The organism is Streptomyces sp. NPDC014995 (assembly GCF_043080745.1).
Classification (GTDB): domain Bacteria; phylum Actinomycetota; class Actinomycetes; order Streptomycetales; family Streptomycetaceae; genus Streptomyces.
In genome coordinates this window covers 271,123-285,541 of sequence record NZ_JBIBVX010000005.1, presented here as the reverse complement: position 1 = coordinate 285,541, position 14,419 = coordinate 271,123, and the positions used below count along the sequence as shown (strand labels likewise).

Below are 14,419 nucleotides of genomic sequence, written 5' to 3'. Positions count from 1 at the left end.
CGGCCGAGCCCGAGGACGACCGCCCCCGAGGCCGTCGTCCTCGAGGACGACCGCCCCCGAGGATGACGGCCTCACCTACGGCGACGACGTCATCGTCAGGTGGGGACGCCGCGCGGCCCCACCCGCGGGGAGCCGGTTCGGGCTCCCGCCGGGTGGGGGGGCGCCCTCGAGGTGCCCTTCGCCGAAACCGTCCCGGCCCATCCCGGCCCGTCTCGGCTCGGTCCGGCCCATCCCGGCCAGGCCCGGCCAGGCCCGGCCCGTCCCGGAAGGGGCGGATGACGGGCGAGGCGGCCCACTTCGCCCTGGCCGCCCTGTGCGAGCAAGCCGGGACCCGGCCGGTGCGGGAGGCCGGATCCCGCCGGTGCGAGAGGCCGGGATCCCGCCGGTGCGAGCAGGCAGGGATCCCGCCGACGCGAGCAGCTCGGGATCCCGCCGACGGACGTACGGGCCGCCGCGGCCGGACGCCGCAGGCCGCGGCCGGACGCCGCGGGCCGGTGCCGGTGCCGTGGCGGTCAGTGCTCCAGCAGCATCCGCTGCAACTCCCGCGCCGCCCGCGGCGGAGCCACATCGCTGCGGTGGGCCAGGGCGATCGTCCGGTGCAGCCCGGGCCGGGTGAGCGGGGTGACGCGCAGTCCGCGCCCCGACCGGGCGGCCACCATGCGCGGTACGACGGCCAGTCCGAGCCCGGCCCGTACGAAGCCCAGCACCGCGTCCATCTCGCCGCCCTCCACCGCCAAGTCCGGCTCGAACCCCTCGGCGCGGCAGGCGGCGACGGTCAGTTCGCGCAGGTCGTAGCCGTGGCGGAACATCACCAGGCGTTCGCCCTCCAGGTCGGCGATGCGGACCGTCCGCCGGCCGTGGCCCGGGCGCGGGGCCTCCGGGGAGGAGACGACCACCAGGTCCTCGCGCAGCAGCTCCACCGTCGTCAGGGCGGGGGAGGGGGTCGGCAGGGGAAGGACGACCAGGGCGAGGTCCAGGGCGCCGCGGGCCAGCTCGCGGACCAGGTCGTGCGAGCCGCCCTCCTCGATCAGCAGCCGGATACCGGGGTAGCGGTCGTGGAAGGCGCGCAGGACGTCCGGGAGCAGGCCCGTGCACAGACTCGGGGTCGCCCCCAGGCGCACGCGGCCGCTGCGCAGCTGCACCAGCTCCTGCACCTCGTACCGGGCCGTCTCCGTGTCCGCGAGGATCCGCCGGGCCAGCGGCAGCAGCGCCTCGCCCGCGTCGGTGAGGGTGATGTTGCCGCGCGCCCGCAGGAACAGATCCGCCCCCAACTCCCGTTCCAGGGACTTGATCTGCTGCGACAGCGACGGCTGCGCGACGTGCACGAGCTCGGCGGCCCGGGTGAAGTGCCGGGTCTCGGCGACCGCCACGAAGTACTGGAGCTGCTGGAACTGCATCCAGCCATGATAGGGCCCTCCTATTGAAACGAGCCGGACCATGTCTTGGACTGATGGGATGCGCCGGGCCTAGCGTCCTGTGCCATGGCTCTGGCAACGCGGACGGACCGACGGCCGTCGATGGCGCGTACGGTGTGGGACTCCTCCGTCGGGAAGAAGACGGTGATGGCCGTCAGCGGCCTGATCATGCTGCTGTACCTGGTCGTCCACATGATCGGCAACCTGAAGATCTTCTTCGGCGCCGGCGAGTTCGACCACTACGCGCACTGGCTGCGCACGGTCGGTGAGCCGTTCATGCACTACGAGTGGACGCTCTGGCTGATCCGCGTCGTCCTGGTCGTCGCGGTCGTCGCCCACGCCGTCTCCGCGTACCAGCTCAGCCGTCGTGACATCAAGGCGCGCCCGGACAAGTACGTGCACCGGAAGCCGCGGGCGAGCTACGCGACGCGCACCATGCGCTGGGGCGGCGTCATCCTCGGCCTGTTCATCGTCTGGCACATCCTCGACCTGACGACCGGCACCGTCCACCCCGGCGGCTTCCAGCAGGGCCACCCGTACCAGAACGTCGTGGACACCTTCTCCACCTGGTACGGCAACGTCATCTACATCGTCGCGATGCTCGCCCTGGGCCTGCACGTCCGGCACGGCTTCTGGAGCGCCGCCCAGACTCTCGGCGTCGGCAGCCGCGCCCGCGACCGCGGCCTGAAGACCGTCGCGAACGTCCTCGCGCTGCTGCTCACGGCCGGCTTCGTCGCCGTACCCGTGGGCGTCATGACCGGAGTGGTGAGCTGACATGACCTCGTACACCGACTACGCGACCGGTGAGCCGGTCGTCGACACCAAGGCCCCGTCCGGTCCGGTCAACGAGCGCTGGGACAAGCGCCGTTTCGAGGCCAAGCTGGTCAACCCGGCCAACCGGCGCAAGCACACGGTCATCGTCGTGGGCACCGGCCTCGCCGGCGGCTCCGCCGGCGCCACCCTCGCCGAACAGGGCTACCACGTCGTCCAGTTCTGCTACCAGGACTCCCCGCGCCGCGCCCACTCGATCGCCGCCCAGGGCGGCATCAACGCGGCGAAGAACTACCGCAACGACGGCGACTCCATCCATCGGCTGTTCTACGACACCGTCAAGGGCGGCGACTTCCGGGCCCGGGAGTCCAACGTCCACCGCCTCGCCCAGATCTCCGTCGAGATCATCGACCAGTGCGTGGCCCAGGGCGTGCCCTTCGCCCGCGAGTACGGCGGCCTGCTCGACACCCGCTCCTTCGGCGGCGTCCAGGTGTCGCGTACGTTCTACGCCCGGGGCCAGACGGGTCAGCAGCTGCTGCTGGGCGCGTACCAGGCGCTGTCGCGGCAGATCGCGGCCGGGAACATCGAGATGCACCCGCGCACCGAGATGCTCGACCTGATCGTCGTCGACGGACGGGCGCGCGGGATCGTGGCCCGGGACCTGATCACCGGGAAGATCGACACGTACTTCGCGGACGCCGTGGTCCTGGCGAGCGGCGGCTACGGCAACGTCTTCTACCTGTCGACGAACGCCATGAACTCCAACGCCACCGCCGTCTGGCGGGCGCACCGGCGCGGCGCCCACTTCGCCAACCCCTGCTTCACGCAGATCCACCCCACCTGCATCCCGCGCACCGGCGACCACCAGTCGAAGCTGACGCTGATGAGCGAGTCGCTGCGCAACGACGGCCGGATCTGGGTGCCGAAGGCCAAGGGCGACACCCGCCCGGCGAACCAGATCCCCGAGGACGAGCGCGACTACTACCTGGAGCGCATCTACCCGTCCTTCGGCAACCTGGTCCCGCGCGACATCGCCTCCCGCGCCGCGAAGAACGTCTGCGACGAGGGCAGGGGAGTGGGCCCCGGCGGGCAGGGCGTCTACCTCGACTTCGCCGACGCCATCCAGCGGATGGGCCGCAAGGCCGTCGAGGCCAAGTACGGCAACCTCTTCGACATGTACCAGCGGATCACCGACGAGGATCCGTACGAGGTGCCGATGCGGATCTACCCGGCCGTGCACTACACGATGGGCGGCCTGTGGGTCGACTACGACCTCCAGACCACTGTCCCCGGCCTGTTCGCGATCGGCGAGGCCAACTTCTCCGACCACGGCGCCAACCGGCTCGGCGCCTCCGCACTGATGCAGGGCCTGGCCGACGGCTACTTCGTGCTGCCGGCCACCATCAACGACTACCTCGCCCGCAATCCGCACCAGGGTGAGGTCACCGACGGCCACCCCGCCGTGCAGGAGGTGCTGGCGGAGACCCAGGACCGCCTCAACCTGCTGCTGTCCGTGGACGGCGACCGCACCCCCGACTCCTTCCACCGCGAGGTCGGCGAGCTGATGTGGGAGTTCTGCGGCATGGCCCGTACGGACTCCGGGCTGCGCAAGGCGCTCGAGCGCATCCCGCAGATCCGTGAGGAGTTCTGGCGGCGCATCAAGGTGCCCGGCACCGGCGAGGAGTTCAACCAGTCCCTGGAGAAGGCCAACCGCGTCGTCGACTACCTGGAGCTGGCCGAGCTGATGTGCCTCGACGCCCTGCACCGCGCCGAGTCCTGCGGCGGCCACTTCCGCGAGGAGTCGCAGACCCCGGACGGCGAGGCCGCCCGCCGGGACGAGGAGTTCGCGTACGCCGCCGCCTGGGAGTTCACCGGCACCGGCGAGGCACCCGTCCTGCACAAGGAAGACCTGGTCTTCGAGTACGTCCACCCCACCCAGCGGAGCTACGCATGAAGCTCACCCTGCGCGTCTGGCGGCAGAAGAACGCCGACGCCGACGGCGCCATGTCCACGTACGAGGTGGACGGCATCTCACCCGACATGTCCTTCCTGGAGATGCTGGACACCCTCAACGAGGAGCTCATCCTCCGGGGCGAGGACCCCGTCGCCTTCGACCACGACTGCCGTGAGGGCATCTGCGGCGCCTGCTCGCTCGTCATCAACGGTGACGCGCACGGGCCCGAGCGCACCACCACCTGCCAGCTGCACATGCGCTCCTTCCGGGACGGCGACACCATCGACGTCGAGCCGTGGCGGGCGTCGGCGTTCCCCGTGATCAAGGACCTGGTCGTCGACCGGACGGCCCTCGACCGGATCATCCAGGCCGGCGGCTACATCACCGCGCCGACGGGCGCCGCCCCCGAGGCCCACGCCACGCCGGTGCCCAAGCCGGACGCCGACTTCGCCTTCGAGCACGCGGAGTGCATCGGGTGCGGGGCGTGCGTGGCGGCGTGCCCCAACGGGGCGGCGATGCTGTTCACCTCCGCCAAGGTCAACCACCTCAACGTGCTGCCGCAGGGGGCGCCCGAGCGCGAGACGCGGGTGCTGGACATGGTGGCGCAGATGGACGAGGAGGGCTTCGGCGGGTGCACGCTGACGGGCGAGTGCGCGACCGCCTGCCCGAAGGGCATCCCCCTGGTCTCGATCACCGGCATGAACAAGGAGTGGCTGCGGGCCACCCGCAAGGCGGCGAAGCGGTAGCGAGCCGCTCGACGAGAAGACGTTCGCCGAACGGTGCGGACGGGCGGGGCCGGGAGTGGTGCTCATCCCCGGCCCCGTCTGGTTTTCCGCCGCACCCGGTTCCGCACCGGTTCCCGCACCCGCTTGCCGAGCCCGGTCGCCGCGCCCGGCATTCAACATCCCCACATCCGCGCTCCCGGCACACGTCACGTACACGCCAACCGGCCCCGGAAGAAACAGGGGGTACCGCTCCGTCCCCACCTCGTGCGTGTCCAGGAGAGAGCCATGACCGGCGTTTCCGCCCTCGCTCGGCCCCCGCAGTCCACGGCACCCGTCCGTTACACCGTCATCCTGGCCCGCGACGAGGCCGACGTGCGGGCCGCGCAGCGGCTGCGGCACGACGTCTTCGCCGGGGAGATGGGCGCCCTGCTGACGTCCACCCGGCCCGGCCTCGACGCCGACCCCTTCGACGCGTACTGCGACCACCTGCTGGTGCGCGACGCCGGCACCGGCCAGGTCGTCGGCACCTACCGGCTGCTGCCGCCGGAGCGCGCCGCGGTCGCCGGACGCCTGTACTCGGAGGGCGAGTTCGACCTGGCACGGCTGGACGGGATCCGGCCCGGCCTCGTCGAGGTCGGCCGCTCCTGCGTGCACCCCGACCACCGCGACGGCGCCGTCATCAGCCTCATCTGGGCCGGCATCGCCCGCTACATGGTCGACCGCGGCCACGAGTGGCTGGCCGGCTGCTGCTCCGTACCGCTCGCCGACGGCGGCGCCCTCGCGGCCGGCACCTGGGACCGGGTGCGGGACAAGCACCTGGCGCCGGAGGAGTTCCGGGTACGCCCGCTGCTGCCGTGGGTGCCGCCGACCGACGTGGCGCTGCCCGCCCGCACCGAACTGCCCGCCCTGCTGCGCGGCTACCTCCGGCTGGGCGCCCGGGTGTGCGGCGAGCCCGCCCACGACCCCGACTTCGGGGTCGCCGACCTGTACGTGCTGCTGTCGATGCGCACCGTCGACCCGCGCTACCTGCGGCACTTCCTCTCCCTCGTCCCGGCCCGGTGAGCGCCTGGCTGCCCAGCGCGCCCTGCACCCCACGGGCGTGCGTGGAGGAGACCGGGTCCGCGAACGCCGTACCGCGGGCCGTGCTGCGGCTCACGGCGGTGGTGCTGCTCGTCCTCACCGGGGTCCTGCTGTCGCCGCTCGGCCGGGGGTGCCCCCGCTCGCGGGGGAGGATCCCGGCCGGGGCGGTACGGCGGTGGAGCCGGGCGGTCGTCCGGGCGGCCGGCGTCCGCGTCCTGACGACCGGCACCGCCGCGCCCGCCGGGGGACTGCTGCTCGTGGCCAACCACATCTCCTGGCTGGACGTCCCGCTGCTGGCCGCCGTCCGCCCGGCCCGCATGCTCGCCAAGGCCGAGATGCGGCGGTGGCCGGTCGCCGGAGCGCTCGCCGCCCGCGGCGGGGTCCTGTTCATCGACCGCGACCGGCTGCGCGCCCTGCCCGGCACGGTCGACCGGATCGCCGGGGCGCTGCGCGCCGGGCAGGCCGTCGCGGTGTTCCCGGAGGGCAGCACCTGGTGCGGCCGCGCCCAGGGGCACTTCCGGCGGGCCGTGTTCCAGGCCGCGCTGGACGCCCGGGTCCCCGTTCAGCCGGTGCGCATCCGGTACCGGTGCGCAGGGGGCGCGGCCAGCACGACGCCCGCCTTCGTCGGCGACGACTCCCTGCTCGCCTCCCTGTGGCGGGTGGCGACGGCACGGGGGCTGGTGGCCGAGGTGGAGGCGGGAGAGGTGATCGCCCCGCAGGACCACCCCGACCGCGCGTCGCTCGCGGCCGCCGCCGGGGCATGGGCGCTGGTGGGACCGGCCGGCGCCTCACAGGACGGGAGCGGGGCATCCGGGGCCGGGCGGGCGGACGGGGCGCACGACCGGCACCCGGCGTGCGCGCCGGCCGACGAGCCGCACACCCCCGGCCGCAGGCGGCGCCCCGGCCGCAGGGTGGGCCTCGGAGTGGCTGGTCCGGTCGTCCGTCCTACCCGTCCGCCGGTCGCATGAGCAGCAGGTCCTCGCCCCAGTCGTCCAGCACTGCGCCGTGCCCGGCCGTCCGGGCCGCCGGCTCGACACGGGCGAACAGTGCCCGCTGCGCGCGCACGTCACCGGTCGCCGCGATGTGCTCCACGGTGTCGAGCAGGGCGGCGGTGTCCCAGCCGGGCAGCGGGTGGTGGGCCAGTTCCCAGCGCAGGTACTTGTTGTAGGGGCGGGGCCGGCGGTCGAGCGCGAACAGGAACTCCAGCAGGAAGCCCAGACTGTCGGCCGCGTCCAGGCGGGCGGCCAGGGACTCGCCGTCGCGGGCGTTCTTGACCGACCGGTAGAGGGAGTTGGCGTACGCGTCCAGCCACCCGGCCGCGGTCCGGAACGCCTCGTCCGCCGTCAGCCGCGCCTTCGCGGCGAGGATCCGGCCGATCTCCCCGTCGAGCCGGTCGAGGACGACCCGCGCCCGGGCGAGCGCGTACCGCTCGAAGCCCGGCATGCCCGCCGCCCGCAACCCGGCGAGCGGCACGACCACCACGTCGAGCCCGGGGGTGCGGCGACCGAGGTCCGGGACGGCGGCGTCGTCCGCGAGAACGACGTACAGGTCGTGGTCGGAGTGCTCGGTCGCCATACCGTCGTGCGCGTGCGACCCCTTGAGCACGAGGCCGACGACGGCCGGGTCGGCGGCCGCGTGTGCGAGGAATTTCTCGTAGGTGACGGGCGGTTGGGCGGTCATGGTGGGATCATGACAGGTCCCGACCCGCCCCGACCCGCCTTGACCCGACTCGATCCGACCCTCCGAGGAGCGCGCGCGTGAGTGGAAGCCCGGCCGGCAGGACGGTCCTGGTGACGGGGGGCAGCGGCTTCGTCGCCGCCCATCTCGTACGGCAGTTGCTGGAGCGCGGCCACCGGGTGCACACGACCGTGCGCGGCACGGCGAACGCGGCGAAACTGCGGCCGCTGCACGCCCTGCGGGACGCGCACCCCGGCCGCCTCGACCTCTTCGAGGCGGACCTGCTCGCGGACGGCTCCTTCGACGAGGCGATGCAGGGCTGTTCCGTGGTCTTCCACGTGGCGTCGCCGTTCCTGATGCCGGAGAAGATCAGGGACGGCCGGCGGGACGTGGTCGAACCGGCCCTCCGGGGCACCCGGAACGTCCTGGCGGGCATCGACCGCACGGAGAGCGTCGAGCGACTGGTCCTCACGTCCACCGTGGGGGCTGTCTTCGGCGACTACGCCGACGTCCTGGAGATGGAGGACCGGACGCTGTCGGAGAGGTACTTCAACACCACGAGCACGGTGGAGAACAACCCCTACCACTACGCCAAGACGGTGGCGGAGCGGGCGGCCTGGGACGCGGCGGCCGCGCAGGACCGCTGGGACATGGTCTCCGTCAACCCCGGCCTCGTCCTCGGCCCTTCCCTCACCCCGGCCTCGGACTCCGGCAGCCTGTTCCTCCTGGACGAACTTTTCAAGGGCTACTTCTTCTACGGCGCCCCGGACTTCAGCTTCACGACGGCCGACGTACGGGACGTGGCGGCGGCCCACATCGCGGCGGCGGAACGCCCCGAGGCGCACGGCCGTTACCTCGTCGCCGCCGAGGAGATGACGTCGTTCCACCGGATGGCGACGATCCTGCGCGCCCACCACCGCGGAAACCTCCGCCTTCCCCGGACGGCCCTCCCGCACTGGCCCGTCCGCCTGCTCGGCCCGGCCTTCGGCCTCAGCCAGACCTACATCCGCAACCACCTCGGCATCCGCTTCCGCGTCGACAACCGCAGGAGCGTCGAGGAGCTGGGCCTCACGTACCGTCCGATCGAGGAGACGCTCGTGGACCACTACCGGGCCTGGCGCGAGCAGCGGCGGGCGCGCGCGAGGGGGAGTGCCCGCGGCAACGCACTGAGGGGATGACGCCGACCGGGACGGAAGACGGGGGAGTGGGTCCCGGCGGCCGACAGCGGCTCTTCGGCGGTCACCCGGTGTCACTCGGCGTTCTTCGCCCGGTTCACGATCCCGGCCAGTCGCCGGTAGGAGTCCAGCAGCGCCTCACGGTCGTACGTGCTGGTGGTGACGAGGACCTCCCGCGCGCCGGTGTCCTTGAGCACGGTCTCCAGTTCGTGCGTGACCTGCTCCTCGGTGCCGGCGATGTGGCCGGCGAGACCGGACTCGTACAACCCGCGTTCCTTCGCGGTCATCGGGAGGGCCTCGACGCGCTCGGCCGGCGGCAGCGGCGGGAAGGTGCCGTGGGTGCGGGAGTACGCCATCGACCAGGCCTCCGGGACCAGCAGCCGCCGGGCCTCCTCCGCGGTGGCGGCGACCGCGACCGTGCCGGAGACGACGACGTACGGCTCGGTCGCCCAGGGGGAGGGCCGGAAGTGGTCCCGGTAACGGTCCACACCGCGTCGCATCCGGTCGCGGTCGCGCAGGTCTCCGATGACCATCGGCAGCCCCGCCTCCGCGGCGATCCGCGCGCCCTCGCCCATGGCGAGCACGAACGGCGGCACGGTCAGGCCCTCGGCCGGCCGGGCGTGCACGCCCGTCGGGGACGTGCCCCGGAACCAGCCCAGCAGCTCCCGCAGTTGCCCGGCGAAGTCGTCCGCGTCGCCCTTGTCGCGTCCCAGCGCCCTGCGCACACCGTCGGTGAAGCCCACCGACCGGCCGAGCCCCATGTCGATCCGCCCCGGGAACAGGGACTCCAGGACACCGAACTGCTCGGCCACGACCAGCGGCCGATGGTTGGGCAGCATCACTCCGCCGGTGCCGACCCGGATCGTACGGGTCGCGCCGGCCACGGCGGCGGCCAGCACCGTCGGGGCGGATCCGGCGACGCCGGGCACACCGTGGTGCTCCGACACCCAGAAACGGTGGTAGCCGAGCCGCTCCGTCTCCCGCGCCAGCCGCACGGTGTCCCGGAGCGCCTCCGCGCCGGTGTGGCCCTCGCGGGTGCGGGAGCGGTCGAGGACGGAGAAACGGGCCGAGGCGATCACGGAGCTCATACAGGGTTCAACACCCGCGGTCCGGGAGGATTCCCCCGGGAGGGGCGGCCGGGCCAGGTGACCCGCCCGCGGGTGGCGCCCGCCGCCGCGTATCCGGAGCAGGCCCGCGTCCGCCGCCGCGTATCCGGAGCAGGCCCGCGTCCGCTGGACGACCGACCCCTCGATCCGGCTCGTCCACCGGGCGGCGTCGGTGGACGCGGCCCGGTCGTCCGAGGCGGGACGAGCGGGGGGAACGGCGCTCAGGAGTCGGTGCGCCTCGGCCCGCGCCCTCCGGCCACGGCGTCCCGAGCCTGCGCGAGCACGTCCGTGGCCGTCGTCCGGCCGACCGTCCGCCCGGTCACCGCGGCTCCCTCCTCGCCGGCCGCGAGCAGAACCGTCCCTCCCAGGAGGGTCAGGGCAGGGCGGCCCGCGGCCGGTCGGCGTGCTCGTGGTCGCAGGCGTCGTCGATGCCGTAGGTGTCCCAGGCGGGGAACGGGTCGTCGGCCGGAAGGGGCTCGCCGGGGGCCATGAGGCAGCCGGTCAGGGCGGCCCGCAGCGCCTCGGCGCGCAGCTGCGTGCCGATGAGGACCAGCTCCTGCGCGTACGGGGCGTCGGTGTCGCGCGCGGCCGACGGCTCGAAGCGGGCCACGGAACCGGCCTGCGACCACAGTCCCGTGACCTGCGGGCGGGTGGCGAGCGTGAAGAACCCCTTCGAGCGCAGCACCTTCCCGTACGCCCCGCTGTCCAGCCCCTCGGTGACGAGATCCCACAACCGGCCGGGGTGGAAGGGGAGTCGGGAGCGGAACACGGTGGAGGAGATGCCGTACTCCTCCGTCTCCGGCACGTGCTCGCCGTTGAGCTCCCGCACCCAGCCGGGTGCCTGCTGGGCCCGTTCCAGGTCGAAGCGGCCGGTGCCCAGCACCTCTCTCAGGTCCACGCGGCCGTGGACGGCGGGGACGATCCGGGCGAGCGGGTTGAGCCGGCGCAGCGCGGCCCGCAGCCGGTCGGCGGCCTCGCCGTCGACCAGGTCCAGCTTGTTGAGCACGAGGACGTCGGCGAACTCGACCTGGTCGACGAGCAGATCGCTGACCGTGCGTTCGTCGTCCTCGAACGGTGCCAGGCCGCGTTCGGCGAGCTCGTCGCCGCCGTCCAGCTCGGTCAGGAAGTTCGCCGCGTCGACGACCGTGACCATGGTGTCCAGGCGGGCCACGTCCTGAAGGGTCGCCCCGTCGTCGCGGGCGAAGGCGAACGTGGCGGCCACGGGCAGGGGTTCGGAGATGCCGCTGCTCTCGATGAGCAGGTGGTCGAAGCGGCCCTCGCGGGCCAGCCGGTCGACCTCCTCCAGCAGGTCGTCGCGCAGGGTGCAGCAGATGCACCCGTTGGTCATCTCGACCAGCCGTTCCTCGGTCCGCGACAGGGCCGCCTCACCGCCGCGCACCAGCGCCGCGTCGATGTTGACCTCGCTCATGTCGTTGACGATCACCGCGACGCGCAGTCCGTCGCGGCCGCTGAGGACATGGTTGAGCAGCGTGGTCTTGCCCGCCCCGAGGAACCCGGACAGCACGGTCACGGGCAGTCGCTCGTACGGCATCCCGGTCAGCCCTCGGGACGCAGCAGGCCGCGCTCGTACGCCTTCACCAGGTGCTGCGGGACGAGGTGGCGGACCCCGTCCACGGTGACCGGGACGAGCTGCGCCGTGCTCGCCTTCCACTGGGCGCGGCGGTGACGGGTGTTGCTGCGGGACATCTTCCGCTTGGGCACGGCCATGGGGAACCTCCTCGGTGGGGTGAGCACCGAGGACGCTACATGAAAATGGATCCCATTAACAATCAAGAGGGGGTGGCCAGGTCGCCGTACCGGCTCCGCCCTGCCTGCTGGTTCGCCTGCCGTGCCTGCCGTGCCTGCCGCGCCTGCCCTGTCGCACCGCAGTGGCCGACCCGGGGCGGGGAGGTTGCCGGGGTGCGCGAGGTCCTTAGGGTGAGTGGTGTGACCGACACCAGCAAGCGGCCGATCGCCGTGTTCGACCTGGACAACACCCTCGCCGACACGGCCCACCGGCAACGGTTCCTGGAGCGCAGGCCGCGGGACTGGAACGCCTTCTTCGCGGCCGCGCCGCAGGACCCGCCCGTCCCCGAGGGCGTGGCGATGGCCGTGCGGAGCGCGCGGGAGTGCGAGGTCGTCTATCTGACCGGGCGGCCCGAGCGCTGCCGGCGGGACACGCTGGAGTGGCTCGACCGGCAGGGGCTGCCCGACGGGCGCGTGTACATGCGGCGCGACGACGACCGCCGACCCGCCCGCCGTACCAAGCTGGAGACCCTGCGCCGGCTGGCCCGCGACCGGGAGGTGCGGGTCCTGGTGGACGACGACGAGCTGGTGTGCGACGACGCCGAACAGGCCGGCTTCACCGTCTTCCGGGCGCGCTGGGCGCTTCCCTCGGTCACGCTGCGGGTGGCGCAGGAGCGGGAGGGCCGTACCTGAGGCCGAGCGCCTCAGGGAAGGCGCGTCACTCGGAGTCCTCCAGGCGGAAGCCGACCTTCAGGCCCACCTGCCAGTGCGCGACCTCGCCGTTCTCGAGCTGGCCTCGCACCTGGGTCACCTCGAACCAGTCCAGGTTGCGCAGCGTATGCGAGGCGCGGGTGATGCCGTTGCGGATCGCCTGGTCCACGCCGTCGGGCGAGGTGCCGACGATCTCCGTGACCCGGTAGGTGTGGTTCGACATGCGGGTGCTCCTCTCCGCGACTGCGGCAGCGTCACGTGTGTCCCGTCCACGTGGTCACGTGGTCACGTGTCACTCCACCGTGCCCCAAGCCGCGACGGAGCGCGAGGCGTGTCGTGCCGGTGCTCCGCCGGCCTGCCCGGGGTCTCCACACCGACCATGAACCATCAGAGTTAAAGACCGATATTCGTATGTATCTGGTGATATAACGATCATGTTCTTGGGTGTGGCTGCCGGTGACGGTGCTCCGGCAGCCACACCCGCGATCTGTGACCGGGGGTTTGGAGGAGACCGTGCGGCGGTTCAGACTCGCGATGTCCCGACAGGCGCCGATCCCCATGGCGCGCCACCCCATCCACCGTGAGGAGACACGGGCGCGCTGGTACGCCCCCTTCTCGGTGTGTGTGGACCTCCTCGCCGCGGCCCTGCCGGTCGCGGCGGCGTTCGTGGAGGTCCGCGAGCCCCACCCGCTGCGCCTGGCGGCCGCCGCCGCCCTGCTGTGGCCCCTCATCGGGGTGGTCAGCAAGCGGTACACACCGCAGACCTGGGGCGACGGGGGCGGGCTGCGGGCCGTGATACGGGACTGGCTGGTGCTGGTCGGCGCCCTGGCGACGCTCCGTGTGGTCTGCGGACTGGACAGCGTGCCCGCCGAGGCGTTCACGGCACTGATCCCGGCGCTGGTCCTCACGGGCGTCTGCCAGAAGATGATTCACCGTCATCTGCTGGCCGCCCGCCGGGACGCCCGCGCCCTGCGCCACGTGGTCATCGTCGGTGCTGCCCCGATGCTCGACGCCGTGGTCGAACAGCTCGCCCAGCGCACCGACCACGAGTACGTGGTCGTCGGCGCCTGCCCGGTCGGCGAGGGCGAGGTGCGCTCCGGGGTCCCGGTGTGCGTACGGCTGCCCTGCGAGACGCCCGAGACGCCCGAGGAGGACGCCGCGGCCGTGCTCGGGGCGGCCGACGACCTCGCGGCCGACCTGGTCTTCGTGGCGCCCGGCCCGTACATGTCCGGTGAACGGGTACGCCGGCTGTCCTGGGCCCTGCACGACCAGGGCCGCTCGCTCATGGTGCTGCCCGGCATCGTCGAAGTGGCCCGCCGGCGGGTGCGGCTGACCTCGGCGGCCGGCCTCACCCTGCTGCACATCGCGCCGCCGCTGCACCGTGGCGTGCACACGCTGCTGAAGTCGTTCGTGGACCGGGTGGGCGCCCTGGCACTGATCGTCCTGCTGTCGCCGCTCCTGCTGGTGCTGGCGGTGGCGGTCCGGCTGGGCTCACCCGGCCCGGTCCTCTACCGCCAGATCCGGGTCGGCCGGAACACGACGCCGTTCCCCATGTGGAAGTTCCGCACCATGGTGGTCGGCGCGGACCGGCTGAAGAGCGGACTGGAGGCGGAGAACGAGAACGACGGGCACATGTTCAAGATGCGCCAGGACCCCCGGGTCACCCCCGTGGGACGCGTCCTGCGCCGCTACTCCCTGGACGAGCTGCCCCAGCTGTTCAACATCCTCTTCGGCCACATGTCCCTGGTCGGCCCGCGCCCACCGCTGCCGGAGGAGGTCGCCAGGTACAACGGCGTCGAGATGCGCCGGCTCAGCATCAAACCGGGCCTGACCGGCCTGTGGCAGGTGAGCGGACGGTCGGACCTGTCCTGGCGGGAAACGGTCGCGCTCGACCTGCGTTACGTCGACAACTGGTCCCTGGCCGGGGACATGAACGTCATGGTCCGCACCCTGCGCGCGGTGCTGAACGGGCAGGGCGCCTACTGAGGGACCTGTGCGGCCCCCGCGGCCGCATCGTCCATCCGGGCAGCTCTGACGCCAACACGCAGTGATCGAGGGT

General features: G+C 72.9%; 14 protein-coding genes. 8 read left to right on the top strand and 6 right to left on the bottom strand.

Going from position 1 to position 14,419, the window contains the following annotated elements:
* Positions 1-512: 512 nt before the first annotated feature.
* Positions 513-1,397 carry a LysR family transcriptional regulator gene (locus ACF1A1_RS13010; protein WP_391999412.1) on the bottom strand — a complete coding sequence of 295 codons (885 nt, stop codon included), beginning with the start codon at positions 1,395-1,397 and terminating at the stop codon, positions 513-515.
* 120 nt (positions 1,398-1,517) lie between these two features.
* Here ACF1A1_RS13010 and ACF1A1_RS13005 point away from each other — a divergent pair, with 120 nt between their 5' ends.
* The 5 genes from ACF1A1_RS13005 (at position 1,518) to ACF1A1_RS12985 (ending at position 6,913) form a co-directional block, all read left to right on the top strand.
* Positions 1,518-2,189: a succinate dehydrogenase gene (locus ACF1A1_RS13005; RefSeq protein WP_391999632.1), complete on the top strand. Its 672-nt coding sequence runs from the start codon at positions 1,518-1,520 to the stop codon at positions 2,187-2,189.
* 1 nt (position 2,190) lies between these two features.
* Positions 2,191-4,140 (top strand): fumarate reductase/succinate dehydrogenase flavoprotein subunit, encoded by a 1,950-nt coding sequence (locus tag ACF1A1_RS13000; RefSeq protein ID WP_391999410.1) that lies wholly within the window; start codon positions 2,191-2,193, stop codon positions 4,138-4,140.
* Entirely contained in the window at positions 4,137-4,886 is a 750-nt protein-coding gene (locus ACF1A1_RS12995) for a succinate dehydrogenase/fumarate reductase iron-sulfur subunit (protein ID WP_391999408.1), read from the top strand. Before ACF1A1_RS13000 ends, ACF1A1_RS12995 begins: the two co-directional genes overlap by 4 nt.
* Before the next feature lie 264 nt (positions 4,887-5,150).
* Positions 5,151-5,927 (top strand): GNAT family N-acetyltransferase, encoded by a 777-nt coding sequence (locus ACF1A1_RS12990; protein ID WP_391999406.1) that lies wholly within the window; start codon positions 5,151-5,153, stop codon positions 5,925-5,927.
* Positions 5,924-6,913, top strand: coding sequence for a lysophospholipid acyltransferase family protein (locus ACF1A1_RS12985; protein WP_391999405.1), 990 nt, complete (start codon positions 5,924-5,926; stop codon positions 6,911-6,913). Before ACF1A1_RS12990 ends, ACF1A1_RS12985 begins: the two co-directional genes overlap by 4 nt.
* On the opposite strand, the gene ACF1A1_RS12980 is transcribed toward ACF1A1_RS12985, so the two are convergent.
* Positions 6,891-7,625 carry a hypothetical protein gene (locus tag ACF1A1_RS12980; protein ID WP_391999403.1) on the bottom strand — a complete coding sequence of 245 codons (735 nt, stop codon included), beginning with the start codon at positions 7,623-7,625 and terminating at the stop codon, positions 6,891-6,893. The two genes, ACF1A1_RS12985 and ACF1A1_RS12980, sit on opposite strands and share 23 nt — an antisense overlap.
* Positions 7,626-7,702: 77 nt before the next feature.
* Between ACF1A1_RS12980 and ACF1A1_RS12975 the strand changes: the two genes are divergently transcribed.
* Complete coding sequence (locus ACF1A1_RS12975) at positions 7,703-8,800, top strand: NAD-dependent epimerase/dehydratase family protein (protein ID WP_391999402.1); 1,098 nt, start codon at positions 7,703-7,705, stop codon at positions 8,798-8,800.
* A gap of 71 nt (positions 8,801-8,871) precedes the next feature.
* Here the strand turns inward: ACF1A1_RS12975 and ACF1A1_RS12970 are convergent, their stop codons facing one another.
* The 3 genes from ACF1A1_RS12970 to rpmF all read right to left on the bottom strand — a co-directional run bounded on the left by ACF1A1_RS12970 (position 8,872) and on the right by rpmF (position 11,631).
* Entirely contained in the window at positions 8,872-9,885 is a 1,014-nt protein-coding gene (locus ACF1A1_RS12970; protein ID WP_391999400.1) for an LLM class flavin-dependent oxidoreductase, read from the bottom strand.
* Positions 9,886-10,276: 391 nt separating this feature from the next.
* Complete coding sequence (locus tag ACF1A1_RS12965) at positions 10,277-11,455, bottom strand: GTP-binding protein (protein WP_391999399.1); 1,179 nt, start codon at positions 11,453-11,455, stop codon at positions 10,277-10,279.
* A 5-nt stretch (positions 11,456-11,460) separates the two neighbouring features.
* A complete protein-coding gene (gene rpmF / locus ACF1A1_RS12960) occupies positions 11,461-11,631 on the bottom strand; it encodes a 50S ribosomal protein L32 (protein WP_391999398.1) in 171 nt (56 codons plus the stop codon).
* Positions 11,632-11,850: 219 nt separating this feature from the next.
* Here rpmF and ACF1A1_RS12955 point away from each other — a divergent pair, with 219 nt between their 5' ends.
* Positions 11,851-12,342, top strand: coding sequence for a hypothetical protein (locus ACF1A1_RS12955; protein WP_391999396.1), 492 nt, complete (start codon positions 11,851-11,853; stop codon positions 12,340-12,342).
* A 25-nt stretch (positions 12,343-12,367) separates the two neighbouring features.
* On the opposite strand, the gene ACF1A1_RS12950 is transcribed toward ACF1A1_RS12955, so the two are convergent.
* Positions 12,368-12,583: a dodecin gene (locus ACF1A1_RS12950; protein WP_391999395.1), complete on the bottom strand. Its 216-nt coding sequence runs from the start codon at positions 12,581-12,583 to the stop codon at positions 12,368-12,370.
* 335 nt (positions 12,584-12,918) lie between these two features.
* Between ACF1A1_RS12950 and ACF1A1_RS12945 the strand changes: the two genes are divergently transcribed.
* The gene (locus ACF1A1_RS12945; protein WP_391999393.1) at positions 12,919-14,346 is read left to right on the top strand and encodes a sugar transferase; all 1,428 of its coding nucleotides are present in this window, start codon (positions 12,919-12,921) and stop codon (positions 14,344-14,346) included.
* Positions 14,347-14,419: the final 73 nt, after the last annotated feature.

Bases quoted from the DNA above. Each gene is read 5' to 3' on its own strand.
- ACF1A1_RS13010 (WP_391999412.1), bottom strand. From the start codon at position 1,397: ATGCAGTTCCAGCAGCTCCAGTACTTCGTGGCGGTCGCCGAGACCCGG.
- ACF1A1_RS13005 (WP_391999632.1), top strand. From the start codon at position 1,518: ATGGCGCGTACGGTGTGGGACTCCTCCGTCGGGAAGAAGACGGTGATG.
- ACF1A1_RS13000 (WP_391999410.1), top strand. From the start codon at position 2,191: ATGACCTCGTACACCGACTACGCGACCGGTGAGCCGGTCGTCGACACC.
- ACF1A1_RS12995 (WP_391999408.1), top strand. From the start codon at position 4,137: ATGAAGCTCACCCTGCGCGTCTGGCGGCAGAAGAACGCCGACGCCGAC.
- ACF1A1_RS12990 (WP_391999406.1), top strand. From the start codon at position 5,151: ATGACCGGCGTTTCCGCCCTCGCTCGGCCCCCGCAGTCCACGGCACCC.
- ACF1A1_RS12980 (WP_391999403.1), bottom strand. From the start codon at position 7,625: ATGACCGCCCAACCGCCCGTCACCTACGAGAAATTCCTCGCACACGCG.
- ACF1A1_RS12970 (WP_391999400.1), bottom strand. From the start codon at position 9,885: ATGAGCTCCGTGATCGCCTCGGCCCGTTTCTCCGTCCTCGACCGCTCC.
- ACF1A1_RS12965 (WP_391999399.1), bottom strand. From the start codon at position 11,455: ATGCCGTACGAGCGACTGCCCGTGACCGTGCTGTCCGGGTTCCTCGGG.
- rpmF (WP_391999398.1), bottom strand. From the start codon at position 11,631: ATGGCCGTGCCCAAGCGGAAGATGTCCCGCAGCAACACCCGTCACCGC.
- ACF1A1_RS12950 (WP_391999395.1), bottom strand. From the start codon at position 12,583: ATGTCGAACCACACCTACCGGGTCACGGAGATCGTCGGCACCTCGCCC.
- ACF1A1_RS12945 (WP_391999393.1), top strand. From the start codon at position 12,919: ATGGCGCGCCACCCCATCCACCGTGAGGAGACACGGGCGCGCTGGTAC.